Raw genomic sequence first — 14,182 nt, 5'->3', positions numbered from 1 at the left:
GGCGTGCTCATGTTTTTCTCTCCCGACGAATCCACCCAGATTGCTCGCATGCTTCAGGTTTTGAAACGGGGCGAGGAAGTGGCGCGAGACTGCGCTCGTATGCAGGCGAATCTGCAAGCCGAAACAAACCCCAAAGCGGCCAAATTTCTGCGTTCGCAGTCTCGCCAGGAACACTTCCACGCTCAGGTTATTCAAGGGGGAATCCTGTGGGTTGCCCCCAAACAATTTCGCAGCCGTGTGCATTGCCCGGCGATGGAAACCATCTATCAACGCTGCTGCAAGGCCATTGAAAATGGCCGTTATGCAGAATCGGTACTGGCCATACAAATTGTCCTGGAAGGCATGGGCGAAACCGTACTGCGCGCCATCGACAGCCAAATGGAACAACGCCGCCTTGGGCTGAAAAAGCTGCGTCATACCATTGTTCACCAGGAAGTGGCCCACCACACATTCGGCCTGAGAGAATTGCGCCGCGCCATGGAAATGGAAGAATTAGTCCCGCAGGATATGACAGAAACTGCCCAGGAATACCTGCAACTGAGTGCCGAAGTGTTTGCGGAGCTGGATTCCGTATTCGAGTATTTCGACTCCTGCCAGCAGCGCTTTCAACACAGCGTGCAGAGCGCTTTGCCCAACTGGTTGCAGGTTTGAATTGACCTGTCATTAAAGGTACAGTCTGACCACACTATCTAAGGGGTTATTTCTCGGGCCGGAGTTGCCGCTCAGAGAGGGTACTTTATTCTGTGTATTTGTTAAGGTCCGGGCATTGGTTGTGGGGCGCGCTTCTTGCAATAGCTTTGATTGCCTTGCCCGCTATTGGCCCTGCCAGGGCTGATGCCGAGGCAGAAAAGACGCAACATTTTACCTTCGATATTGACCCGCAACCCCTGGACAGCGCCCTGATTGCACTGTCTGTAACCGCAAATATCAACATTCTTGGTAAAACCCAACACCTGCAGGAACTCTCCAGTCCGCGCCTTGAAGGGGTTATGACTCTGGAGCAGGCGCTGGTTCGTATGTTGTCCGGCACTGGCCTGAGCTACAAACGAGTCGATGGGCATTCAGTGCTGATTTTTTCCACTCTTGTTCGTGCCGCACCAGACAAGCCAGAAACCACGAAGGAGCCGCTTGAAGAAATTTATGTGGTTGCCACCCGGCGTTCATCCAATTTGCAGACCACGCCCCTGGCGGTTACTTCGCTGAATCAGCAGACTCTGGCGCAGAACCAGGTTCGCGATTTGCGAGACATCGCCAACCTGGTGCCGGGGCTGGAATTTGTCAACACCAGTCCCCAGGCCGCCGTACTGGTTCAGTTGCGTGGTGTTGGCACCACCAATATCACCGAGATTGCCGATGGCCCGGTGGCGATTCATGTGGATGGGGTGTACAGCCCCCGGTCGCAGAGTGTGGCTGCGTTGTTGCACGATGTGGAGCGGGTCGAAGTGCTGCGCGGGCCCCAGGGCACTCTGTTTGGGCGCAATTCCTCATCGGGCAGCATCAACATTTACAACATCCAGCCAAAACTGGACAGCCGCTCCGCCAGTGTTTACGCCAACTACGGCAATTTTAATCAAACCGCTCTGCGCACCGTTGTGAACACGCCGCTGAGCGATAGCCTGGCCGTGCGCTTTGCCGGTAGCCTGAATCGGCACGATGCCTACACTGGCTTGCTGGACAATTACGCCGGGCTTGGGGTTCACTATCCCGCTGCTGACGAGCCCCTGAGTGACTTCGACAGGGCATTGGACCTGGGTCAGCAGGGGCCGGAAACCGTCGATCAACTTTCCCTGCGTCTTTCCGCGTTGTGGCAGCCCAGCGAGCGCTTTGAGCTGTCCGCCAGCCTGGAAACCTACCGCGACAATGGCACCGGTATTGCCGAGCTGGACCCAACCCTGGTGCAGCAGGGTATTCGCGCGGTGGTGCTGGACAGCCCGACTTTTCTCGACCTGGAAAACAACAGCCTGCGCACCAAGCTGCAATACCGCTTTGCCAATGGCTGGCGTCTTGAATACAACCTGGGGCTGGCGGATATGCGCCGCAGCCAGATTGTGGATATCGACAATGGCCGCGACGGTGCCTTTGAGCAACAGCGTACAGACAGTTCCCGGTTTCGCTTTTATTCCCACGAATTGCAATTGTTCAGCAGTGATACCAAACCGTTTCGCTGGCTGACCGGTATCTACACATCCGGAGAGCGCAATCGCATTGTGTTTGCGGTCGACCAGCAAAATGCCAGCCCGTTGCGCGGCCCCCAGGGGGCTTCCAGCTGGATCAGCGATACGCCGGGAGCGGCGGTGTTTTACGCCATTCAACCTGACCGCCGGGTGGATTCACTGGGGTTGTACAGCCAGGGCAGCTACCAGTTTGCTGACTATCAGCGACTTACCCTGGGTGTTCGCTACACTCGCGATACCAAGTCCGATCGTGGCGGCAGGGCGATTAATTGCAACGTGACTTCTGTATTGGGTCCCTACGTGGAGCCGGGTTCTGTAGCCACTTCCGGGCCGCTGGCAGACCAGTTATTTGCCGATGCAGACACGCAGAACGCCATTGATGCCGGCTTGCCTCACGATCTGGGGACGGATGCAGGTATTGGTTCCCAGCCCTGCTGGGTACGCCAGGTCAACGACTTTTCCGCTACCTGGAGCAATGTCAGCGGCCTGCTGCGTTACGACATGGAGCTCAGAGAAGGCTCGCTGCTGTACGCTTCTGTTTCCACTGGTTTCAAATCCGGTCACATACAGGACAGTGGCAATAATGCCTCGCCGGAAACGGTGCTCAACTACGAGCTGGGGTTAAAAACCGAGTTGTTCGATCATTCATTGCGCATCAACACCGCGTTGTACCTGGCGGAATACGACGACCTGCAATTTTCCAATCAGGATCGTCTGGACACCAACGGCGATGGCATTGTCGATACCGGTAGCAGCACCGTGGTGCGCAATGCTTCCGCTGCCACCATCAAAGGGCTGGAAGTGGAAGCTCAGTGGGCGCTGACCCGGTTTGACCAGATTCAGTTGACGGCAACCCTGACAAGCGCCCGCTTCGAACGCTTTGAAATTCCCGACACCCTGTTTGGCAACCTGTTTAACCCATTTGTATCCGAATTATCCAACGATGTGCTGGACCCGGTGGACCTGTCTGGCAATCGCCCGCCGAGAACCCCCGGCTGGAAGTTCAGGCTGGCCTATGAGCGCCTGTTTCGCACCGCCTTTGGCGACTTCAATGCTTCCGTCAAGGGGGTTTTCTCCGACGATTACTTTCTCGACATCTACAACCGCGACCAGCTGCAGGCAGGGGTGTTTGACATTTTGCCCAGCGGCGGCAGTGGCCTGGGTATTCAAAAAGCCTACGCCACCTTTGACCTGAACCTGCACTACCGGCCCCGCAATGCCAACTGGGATGCCCAGTTGTACGTTAAAAATCTCACCGATGAGGCGGTAAAACTGTCGTCGGGCAACTTTATTACCGAAAACGGCTTTGTAGCCACCTACCAGCCACCGCGCACTGTTGGCGTGGAAATCACCAGCTCATTTTGATTGCCTGACTTTTTTCAATAATTTTTTTCAGCAGGGGGGCGGATTGTATAACCTGGTACGTCTTATGGATGGTAGAGGTTTCAGTTTTACAGAAGCTGTTCTTCGAAACGTGACAAGATACGATCAAAGGTACCTTGAATATGGGTGTAGTTGTGCCGTTGAACCGACATGAACAGGTTATCCATCAGTTGTTCACAGACCACCATGACGAGCTGTGCCGTCATGTGGTTCAGCGTGCGGGTTTGACCTATAGCGAAGCGGAAGATGTGGTGCAAACGGCCTTTGCACAGATTGCAGAGAAGGATTTGGACAGCATCAGCAATCACCGTGCCTTCCTGTATAAATCCAGTTATAACCTGGCGATTGACGTGCAGCGCAAAAAACAAGTGCGCCAGCGTTACGCCACCTCTGTTAATGAACAAAACAGCGACAATCTGCAAATGCAGCCCGGCCCGGAGCGGGTTGTGGAGGGCAGTCGCCAGCTCAATGTAATTGCCCGGGCACTGTGGGGAATGCCTAACAAACGCCGAAAGTTGCTGATGATGAGCCGCTTTGACGGGCTCTCTTACGCGGAAATTTCGCGCCGGGTAAAGCTGTCGGAAACCGTTGTTCGCAAACACATAGCCAAAGCACTGACTGACTGTCAGAAAGCCTTGCAAAACGATGTAAAGCAGGCCTGAGAGATGAAAGATACTGTATTTAAAGCCCTCCCCGATGCCGTCAACCAGCAGGCGAATGAGTGGCTGACCCTGCAAAACTCCGGTGAATTTGCTCCGCATCAGCAAGCAGAGCTGAAAAAATGGCTGGAGGCCAGTGGTGATCATCGCGAGGGTTATCGGCAGGCGCAGATGATCTGGGATGGCCTGGCAGATATGGCCAATACCCCGGAAGCCGGTCGTTTGCGCAATTCTGTAACACAGCCATCCGTAAAAACCGGTGTTTTGCAGTGGCTGTTTACTGCGCCGGCAATGGCACTGGCGGCTTCCCTGGTTGTGGCGGCGGGCCTGTTTTTACTGTTGCCGTCTTTGCAGACAAACAATTCTGCAACGGAAAACTATCTGGCGGCGGCGGGTGAAATTCGTCAGATCACACTGGCAGATAACACCCAGGTGTTGCTGGGTGCAGACTCGGCAATTGAGGTGACTTACCGAGATAATCGCAGAACCGTTTCCCTGCTCCGAGGAGAGGCGTTTTTCGATGTTGCCTCTAACCCCAACAGACCTTTTGTGGTTGACACTGAGCAATTACAAGTTACCGTTGTGGGCACGCGCTTTGAGGTAAGCAAAAGAACGTCTTCGGTCAGCGTAGCGGTGGAGGAGGGCATTGTCGATGTTGCCGACTTGTCTGCGGGTGCCGATATTCCGTCGCGCCTTACCGCTCATCAAAAAGTTGTCAAACACCCCTATACCACCCTGTCAGATATTGTCACCGTGGCCCCTGATGAGGTGGCTTCCTGGCGCAATGGTCGACTGATCTATCGGGATGTTCCGCTGCGGGACATTATTGCCGATGCCAATCGCTACTTTGATGGCACCATTATGCTGACGGCAGACAGTTTGTTCGATCAGCGAATTACCCTGACCGTAAATATCGAAGATATCGCCTCACTGCCAACTTCTCTCGGGAAAATGCTGCCGATAAAATCCACAGCGGTGGATGACCATACGGTTATTCTGGTGCGCGATGGGGCGGGTGCTAAATAACCCTCTGTCATTGCGAGCGCCATCTACCTCTGCTCTTAACGTTTAGGGGTTGTCGAAAAACATCCGTCATTGCGAGGAGCAAAGCGACGCGGCAATCTCGACCAGAATGGCAGAGAATTTGGAAAGTTCGGTAGTGCCTGGCTGGAGATCGCCGCGCTGCGCTCGCGATGACGACATGCCTGCCGGCACACTCCTTTTCTTTAAAACTCATTTTCCTCTGACAATCCCAAAAAAACTTCCCAGAGGGGAGCGGAATTTCTTTTACTGCACGTCTTATTCTCAGATTGGCCAATCTACCACCTACAAAAAGCTATATCTGAGAGGACGGGTAAATGTTAAAAAAAACCAAATTGGCAACTGCTGTTTTTTCTGCTGTAAGCGCAGTGGCAATCACTCACAGTATTCCTGCCCAGGGTTCAGAGGCCCAGGAGGAATTGGTTGTAACAGGCATACGTGGCAGTCTTAAGCGGGCCACGGATATCAAACGCAATGCAGAAGGCATTGTGGATTCCATTTCATCGGAAGACATCGGCAAATTCCCCGACAGCAATATCGCAGAATCCCTGCAACGCATTACCGGTGTTTCCATCGACCGATCTGGCGGTGAAGGACAGGCAATTACCGTGCGCGGTTTTGGCCCGGAATTTAATACCGTACTGATCAATGGCCGCCAGATTGCCACCGAAGAACTGTCCCGGGGTTTTAACTTTGACACCGTAGCCTCGGAACTGGTAAGCGGCCTGGACGTGCACAAAACCGGCGTTGCCAGCACTCAGTCCGGCGGTATTGGCGCCACGGTTAATATTCGCACTGCGCGACCACTGGAAAGCCCTGGCCTGAAAATATCCGCCAGCCTGAAAGGGGTTTACGAAGAAAACAGCAAACAAACCGCGCCGCAGTTTTCCGGTTTGATCAGCAATACTTTTAACGATGACACCCTGGGCGTGCTGCTGTCTTTTTCCCATCAGGAAAGGGATGCACGTATCGATTCAGCCCGCACAGATGGCTGGCTGGAAAATCTCAATGTTCCCCAGGATCAGATTAACGGCGGTGCCGGATTCGAAGGCAATATTTTTACCCCGCGTAATTTTGACTTGCGGGTGGGTACAGAAGAACGTACCCGAACCAACGCCAATCTGGTATTTCAGTATGAGCCCTCTGACGATGTTCAGGTGACTCTGGATTACCTGTACTCCGATTTCGATATTGAAAACGAAACCAGTTCTTACGGCCACTGGTTTACCGGCTCCAACCTGGAGGATGTGGTGCTGGACAGCAACGGCACCGCAGTAGACCTGCGCCAGGAAATAGGGCTGGCAACGGATTTTCATGCCAAGACCTTCGACCGCCTGACAGAAACCGATGACATTGGTGTTAATCTGAAATGGCAGGCCAACGAGTCTTTGAACCTCGCTTTTGACTATCACCGTTCCACCGCTCAACGGGATGCCAACAATGGTGGCGGCGACCAGCTTTCCCTGATCGGCTATGCCAACCGCGTGCGTTTCCAGAGTGACGATTCTGTACTGCCCTGGGCCAGCGAATTTGAAGCAGCCGACCCCACCATTTTCAGCGGCCAGCAGGAAATCGATGGCGTTGCCTATCAAGACGGTGTTACACCTGACGGCGTATTGAATTACCTGGACCCTGCCAACCAGCGTGCCCACGTTATGCTGCGCCGGGGCTGGGCGGTTGACGAAGATGTTGACCAGTTCAAGATTGACGGCGTTTGGGACCAGGGTGCCGATCAGGGTTTGGTGAAAGCCAAATTCGGCATGATGTTCAGCACCCAGGAAAAAGCGCTGGCTCGATGGGACAACGAGGGTGCCGGTATTCACTGTACTTTCTGCGGTTACCCGGACGCCCCGGATATTGCCGATTCCTTCCCCACGGTGTTTAACGCCGGTGACGACTTCCTGGAAGAAGTCAGTGGCAGTGGCCGAACCCCTGCCGTATGGTTGGCCCACGATGGCGAAGCACAGTTTGCTTTTCTGGAACAAATCAGTGGCCTCAACTTTGATGCGGTGCTGCGCGACAATTCCTTCGTGGTTGAAGAAGAAACCGTAGCCACCTATGTGGAAATGGATTTCAACGGCGTACTGGGGGAAATGCCCATTTACTTCACCGCGGGCGCTCGCTATGAAAATACCGACGTTACGGTGAACGGTACGGAAGCACCCATCGAAAGCCTGACCATTCTCGATGCCACCGAAATGCTGGCCTCCTTTGGCGATGCCAGCCCGGTATCAGAACAGTCTGACTACAGCGTGTTGTTGCCGTCCATGAGCATCAAGCTGGATTTGAGTGAAGACCTGGTGGCGCGCTTTGCAGCATCGCGCACCATCACCCGGCCAACACTGGAGAGCATGGCGCCGGTAACAGTTATCGGCACCACGCGGCAGGGGGGCAACCTGACATCGTCTTCCGGTAACCCGGCCCTGGAGCCATTCGAGTCTGACAATATTGATCTGTCACTGGAATGGTATTACGGTGAAACCAGCTACGCGTCCATCGGTTACTTCCGCAAAGACGTGAGTAATTTCATTATTACCGGTACCGAAGACGTCACCTTTACCATCAGCGATGGCACGCAGTTGCTGGACCCATCCACCGGCACGGATACCAGTGCGCCGGACGCTGCCGACTCGGTAGCGGTATTCACCAACACATTGCCCAGCAACGGTGAAGACGCTACGGTCAACGGTCTTGAGCTGGCTGTTCAGCACGCCTTCGGCGATACGGGCTTTGGAGTTATCTTTAACGCCACACTGGTGGATACGGATTCCGAACTGGATCCGGCGGACATCAACCAGACCTTCGCCATCACCGGTTTGAGCGACTCCCTCAATCTGGTGGGTTACTATGAAAACGGGCCGTTCCAAATTCGCCTTGCCTACAATCAGCGGGATGAGTTTTTGCAGTCTCTGACCCAGATTAATGGCGATGGCGTGCAGTTTGTCGATGACTACGACCAGTGGGATTTAAGCGCCAGTTACGATATCAGCGATAGCACATCGATATTTTTCGAAGGCATCAACCTCACTGAAAATGTGGTTACCAAACGGGGTCGGTTCAGCAACCAGTTCCTGCTGGCGGAAGATGCCGGTCGCCGTTTGATACTGGGTATTCGGTCCAGTTTTTAACAGGATTTTTAAATAACGGAACGTGCAAAGGCATCCGTTTAACGGCGGCTGCCTTTGCCAGATTAAAAGTTTGGTGCCATGTATGTAACCCGTATGGCTTGCTGTGACTCGCTGCAAGTACATCCATGTAAGCTCGAGGCCAGCATCCATGCTGGCCACGGTCACAGCAAACCATACGGGTTACATACTGCAAAGTTTGTTGCATGCCAGTTGGTGAAAAGCAGTTTCAGCCGGAGGGTATATGGATAAAAAAATAAAATCAGTGGTTGTGGTTGGCGGTGGTACGGCGGGCTGGATTACAGCCGGGCGCATTGCTGCCGAACACCGGGTAGCGAACAGCGACAGCCAGATCAGCGTAACCCTGGTTGAATCCCCCACTACCAAAATCATAGGCGTGGGTGAGGGCACCTGGCCCACCATGCGGGCAACCCTGTCAAAAATGGGGATTTCGGAAACGGATTTTATTCGTCAGTGCAATGCCACCTTTAAACAGGGTGCCAAATTTGCCCGTTGGGTAAACGGCGACAAAGAGGATTTTTATTACCACCCACTGATGTTGCCCCAGGGCTTTTCTAAAATTGACCTGGCGTCGTATTGGCACAGTGATGGTCAGTACGGCCATGAATCATTCTCCAATGCGGTGTGTTTTCAGGAGCAGCTCTGTGAACAGGGGCTGGCGCCGAAAATGATTACCACACCGGAATACGGCTCCATTGCCAATTACGCGTACCACCTGGATGCGGGCAAGTTCGCCACTTTTTTGCACGACCACTGCACCAAGGTGTTGGGCGTCCAACACATACTGGCGGATGTCACTGCCGTCAAATCAACGCCAGATGGTGATATAGCCTCGCTGACAACCACCGAAGCCGGTGACATCGAGGGTGACCTGTTTGTGGATTGCACCGGGTTCCGTTCCCTGTTGCTGGGGGAGCATTACAACATTCCCTTTGTGGACCACAGCGACGTATTGTTTATTGACACTGCACTGGCGGTGCAAGTGCCCTATCAGTCAGAAGACGACGATATCGCCTGTCACACCATCTCCACCGGACAATCCGCGGGCTGGATATGGGACATCGGTTTGAGTAATCGCCGGGGTATTGGCCATGTGTATTCCAGCCGCTACAACAGCGAAGACAATGCGCGGCAGGAACTGGCCAGTTATGTGGGCGATGGCTTTGATGCAGATGCGGTGCGCAAAATACCCATTAAATCCGGCCATCGGGAGTTGTTCTGGCACCGCAACTGCGTTGCGGTGGGATTGTCCGCCGGTTTTCTTGAGCCTCTGGAAGCCTCTGCCATTGTACTGGTGGAACTGTCTGCCGCGATGATTGCAGAGCAACTGCCAGCGCGCCGCTCGGTGATGGATATTGTTGCCAGGCGTTTTAACGACACCTTCCTCTATCGCTGGGGGCGGATCATCGATTTCCTGAAACTCCATTACATACTCAGCCAGCGCACAGAACCGTTCTGGGTGGATAATCGCCGGGAAGATACCATTCCCGACAGCCTTAAAGAGCTGATGGAAGTCTGGAAATACCAGACACCAGGGGACAGGGATTTTACCAGTAATAACGAAGTGTTCCCCGCAGCCAGCTACCAGTACGTGCTGTATGGCATGGGCTTTAAACCGGATGCGGACTACAGCCGCTACCGGCTGGATGAAACCGAAAACGCCGCAGACCAGTTTGCCAAGAACCGGGAAATTATTGGCAAGACAACCGCTGCTCTGCCCAGGCACAGGGAACTCATCAGCAAAATACACCAATACGGTTTGCAGAGAATATAACCATGAGTCAAACAGTAGCGCTGGATAAAAACCATCACGCCAACCTGCGGGTTATCCCCCAGCAGGCTCAACAACACGGGGCTGAAGAATGTCTGATGCCGGTAGTGATCAGTGAATTTGCCAGGCTCGCTGCGCACTATCCCATTGTAATCAGCAAAAATTCCGATACTGGCCAGTTTGTGTGCAGTGCGCTGCTGGGTTTTGAAAAAGGTGAAAACCTGTTTTGGAAACAGGGGCAGTGGGACGCTGCTTACAAACCATTGAATGTGCAGCGACAGCCGTTTTTTACTGCCGGTAGTGACAATGACATTCTCACAATTAACCAGGATAGCCCGAGCGTCTCCACCACCGAAGGTGAGCGGCTGTTTGATAATAATCAGCAGGAAACCGACTATCTGCAAAACATTCGCACAGTGCTCACAAATTTATTTCAGGGGGAAAAGCACAGCGGGAATTTTATTCAAACATTGGAGCAATTTGAATTGTTGGTGCCCATGACACTGGATATAAAACTTGATAACGGTCAGCCAAAAAAAGTGGAAGGCTTGTATACAGTGAATGAACAGCGTTTGTCGGAATTGCCCGATGAACATTTTTTGTCGCTGAGAAAGCTGGGCTACCTGGGCAGTATTTATTCCATGCTGACTTCGCTGGGGCAGATTTATGCGCTGATTGAGCGCAAAAATAAAATGCTGGAAACCGCAACCGGCTGGTATGGAAGTTAAAGCCGTGGCCCGGAGCTGGCAGCTTAATCACAACCCCAGCATAGAAGTTTTGGACTTTGCCCAGGGCGATCAGCGAGTAGTGGTTGTTAATGATTTGTTGTGCCAGCCTGAAAATATGGTTGAGTACGCTGCCAGCGAAGTGTCGTTTCAGGGGAGGGCTGGGGATTTTTACCCTGGCGTTAAAGCGGCCTGTCCCGATGACTACACAAATTTGCTGAGTGAGTTTTTTTCGGTATTTGTACAGCCGCTTTTCTATCGCGAAATGGGTGAAGATAAAGGTGGCGACAAAAATAGCGTACGCACAGTATCCGCCAGCAGTGATTTTGCCATGGCCACTTTGCCGTCAGAATCTCTGTTGCCCATACAGTCTATTCCGCATTTCGACGCTGTAGACCCGCACCAGTTTGCCGTTGTTCATTATCTGTTCCATTGGCAGGGCGGGGGTACGTCTTTCTACCGCCACAAAGCCACCGGTTTTGAATCACTGAGCAAGGACAACCTGGCCCAGTATCAAAATACGCTGAATCGTCAGGCTACTACCGAAGGTTTGCCCAATCCCGGATATATGCGGGGGGAAAGTTCGCTGTTTGAACACACCGGTAAAGTCAACTCCCGTTTTAACAGGGCCATTTTTTATCGTGGCAATGTGTTGCATTCCGGTGACGTAGGCTGTGCTGGCACACAGAGTGAGGATCCGAAAAAAGGCCGCCTGACCATTACATCTTCATTTATCTGCCATCCACAATCTTAAAAAGCATGAAATATAAGACCTCAGTAGACATAAATCGAGCATTGCTTGCTGTGACTCGCCACCTTACTTTACAGGTAAGTCCCATCCTTGGGGGCTCGAGGCCAGCATCCATGCTGGCCACGGTCACATCAAGCAATACTCAATTCATGTTTTTCGAATTTATGGGGCAGCAATGAATCACAATAACAAAAAATCCGTTTACCTGATTGCTTCAGTGGCCGCCTTGGGAGGCCTCCTGTTTGGCTATGACACTGGCGTGATTGCCGGTACGCAATTGTATTTCAGCAAGTACTTTGGCCTGTCAGCTGCCGAGCAGGGGTGGGCGGTCAGCAGTGCTTTGTACGGCTGCCTGGTCGGTTCCATGGCCGGTGGTTTTCTGACCAGAAAATACAGTCGCAAATACACCATGATTTTTGCCGCGGTGTTGTTTGTGATTTCCGCCTGGGGGTCCGGTGTTGCCGGTTCCCTGACGGAGTTGGTGATATACCGAATTGTCGGTGGCCTGGGTGTGGGTATGGCATCCCTGGCAGCCCCCATGTACATCGCGGAGATTTCCCCATCGGCGCAGCGGGGGAAAATGGTTTCTCTCTATCAGTTGGCTGTGGTGGTGGGTTTTTTCGTGGTGTTTGTGGCCACTTATGTGATTGGCGGTGGCGATACCGGCGGCTTATCTGCCGCGCAATTGGATGCCCTGCACGACCATAATCTGCAACGGGGCTGGCGGGTGATGTTCTGGTCGGAACTGGTTCCTGCCTGCGCTTTTCTGTTGTTGCTGTTCTGGGTTCCCCACAGTCCGCGCTGGTTGGTGTCGGTGGGTCGCAATAGCGAGGCGAAGCGAGTGTTGCAGCGCATTACTCCCAGTGCGGAAGAAGCGGATAACGAATACGCAGACATTCAACAGTCTTTCGACGGTGGCGCTAAAAAAGCGGCACTTTCTGCCATTCTCAAAGGCAGTGGTTTTGTGTTGTTGTTGGGTATTCTGTTGTCGGTGTTTCAGCAAATTACCGGCATTAACGCCATTCTCTATTACGGGGCGGAAATATTCAGCAACGCCCTTGGCTATGGTCCGGAAGATGCACTGAAACAACAGCTTTGGCTGGGTACCGTCAATCTGGTGTTTACCTTTGTAGCGATCTATACGGTGGATCGCTGGGGCAGAAAACCGCTGTTTATCAGTGGTTCCATCGGTATGTGCATTGGCCTTTTGACCTTGGGGTGGACTATCTACACACAGACCATGGGGGTTTTGTCACTGGTGGCCATACTGGTATTTATCGGTTCCTTTGCCATGTCCATGGGGCCGGTGGTGTGGGTCATGCTGTCAGAGATTTTCCCCAACCGGCTGCGCAGCTTTGCCATGTCTGTGGCTGTTGCCGCCCAGTGGTTGTTTAATGCTATTGTTGCCAACAGCTTTCCGGTTATTAATGGCAGTGCGCTTAATCAACAGCAATTTAATGGCGCACTGCCGTATTTTCTGTTCGCCTTCTTTTGCATCCTGGCCATTGTATTTGTATGGCGCAAGGTGCCGGAGACCAAGGGCAAATCACTCGAAGAAATGGAATCATTATGGAAATAGCTCCCATAAATCAGCCGGTGAAAGGGTATATGGTTGCCGACATCGGCGGCACCAATGCGCGCTTTGCCATGGTGGGTGGCGATGGTGTGTTGAGAAACATCAATGTCCTGTCCTGCTCAGACTATCCCCATATAAAAAACGCCATTCTTGAATATATTGCCTCGGTGTCACCCTGGCAGATTGAGGGTATTTGTCTGGCCATTGCCGGCCCGGTAGACAAGGACGAAATTAACCTGCTGAACAACCATTGGCATTTCAGCCAGGCACAGTTGCAGCAGGACCTGAATGTAACGGTTACTGTTATCAACGACTTTACCGCCCAGGCGCTGAGTATTGATGCCTTGCCAGAAGATGGGCTGGAATGGCTGGGAGAGGCCAGACCTTCAGGGGGACAGATTCGCCTGGTGATTGGCCCTGGCACTGGTCTTGGAGTGGCAGGGCTGATGCCGGATAATCAGATTATTCCTTCCGAGGGCGGCCATGTGGGGTTTTCCCCAACGTCTGATCATCAGGTCAAGTTGTTACAGGTACTCTGGGAACAGCGTCATCAGCGTGTGTCGGTAGAGCGCCTGTTGTCGGGGCAGGGGCTGGAAAACCTGTACTGGGCCAACGCCATGCTGCACGGTATGGAAAAAAAGCTCAGTGCCAAACAGATTTCGGCGCTGGCGGATGCCGGTGAAGAACTGGCGCTTCAGGCCGTTGGCGACCTGTTTGATATTCTGGCCAGCACCGCCGGCGATATGGCCATGACACTGTGGGCCAGCGATGGCGTGTATTTGACCGGCGGTGTTCTGGAAAAACTCTACCACCTGTTTGATGCACAGCGTTTTCGTCGCCACTTTGAGGAAAAGGGGCGTTTCAAGTCCTACTGTGCCTCTCTGCCCATTGCCCTGATTCGCGCCGAACACCCGGGTCTTATTGGCTGTTATGCGGCGGCCCGTGCCTATATCTGA

Annotated in this window: 10 protein-coding genes; all 10 read left to right on the top strand. The window is 53.2% G+C overall.

All coding sequences use genetic code 11. From position 1 onward, the window contains the following. Positions 1-9 precede the first annotated feature (9 nt). The 10 genes from ACVBEJ_RS01495 to glk all read left to right on the top strand — a co-directional run bounded on the left by ACVBEJ_RS01495 (position 10) and on the right by glk (position 14,182). Complete coding sequence (locus ACVBEJ_RS01495) at positions 10-651, top strand: hypothetical protein (protein ID WP_447127816.1); 642 nt, start codon at positions 10-12, stop codon at positions 649-651. Positions 652-797: 146 nt separating this feature from the next. Beyond that, positions 798-3,539: a TonB-dependent receptor domain-containing protein gene (locus ACVBEJ_RS01490; protein ID WP_447127815.1), complete on the top strand. Its 2,742-nt coding sequence runs from the start codon at positions 798-800 to the stop codon at positions 3,537-3,539. Between the two features lie 140 nt (positions 3,540-3,679). Further along, entirely contained in the window at positions 3,680-4,219 is a 540-nt protein-coding gene (locus ACVBEJ_RS01485; RefSeq protein ID WP_447127814.1) for an RNA polymerase sigma factor, read from the top strand. A 3-nt stretch (positions 4,220-4,222) separates the two neighbouring features. Then, on the top strand, positions 4,223-5,242 hold the full coding sequence (locus tag ACVBEJ_RS01480; protein WP_447127813.1) for a FecR family protein: 1,020 nt from the start codon (positions 4,223-4,225) through the stop codon (positions 5,240-5,242). A 332-nt stretch (positions 5,243-5,574) separates the two neighbouring features. Next, entirely contained in the window at positions 5,575-8,385 is a 2,811-nt protein-coding gene (locus ACVBEJ_RS01475) for a TonB-dependent receptor (RefSeq protein ID WP_447127812.1), read from the top strand. Between the two features lie 241 nt (positions 8,386-8,626). Next, entirely contained in the window at positions 8,627-10,177 is a 1,551-nt protein-coding gene (locus ACVBEJ_RS01470) for a tryptophan halogenase family protein (protein WP_447127811.1), read from the top strand. 2 nt (positions 10,178-10,179) lie between these two features. Next, positions 10,180-10,902 carry a SapC family protein gene (locus tag ACVBEJ_RS01465; RefSeq protein ID WP_447127810.1) on the top strand — a complete coding sequence of 241 codons (723 nt, stop codon included), beginning with the start codon at positions 10,180-10,182 and terminating at the stop codon, positions 10,900-10,902. Next, complete coding sequence (locus tag ACVBEJ_RS01460; RefSeq protein WP_447127809.1) at positions 10,892-11,653, top strand: DUF6445 family protein; 762 nt, start codon at positions 10,892-10,894, stop codon at positions 11,651-11,653. Before ACVBEJ_RS01465 ends, ACVBEJ_RS01460 begins: the two co-directional genes overlap by 11 nt. A gap of 172 nt (positions 11,654-11,825) precedes the next feature. Further along, positions 11,826-13,229, top strand: a complete 1,404-nt coding sequence (locus ACVBEJ_RS01455; protein WP_447127808.1) for a sugar porter family MFS transporter — start codon at positions 11,826-11,828, stop codon at positions 13,227-13,229. Continuing rightward, on the top strand, positions 13,220-14,182 hold the full coding sequence (gene glk / locus ACVBEJ_RS01450; RefSeq protein ID WP_447127807.1) for a glucokinase: 963 nt from the start codon (positions 13,220-13,222) through the stop codon (positions 14,180-14,182). Before ACVBEJ_RS01455 ends, glk begins: the two co-directional genes overlap by 10 nt.

The sequence above is a fragment of the Porticoccus sp. GXU_MW_L64 genome (assembly GCF_052983295.1).
This window is presented reverse-complemented; position numbering and strand designations above follow the sequence as displayed.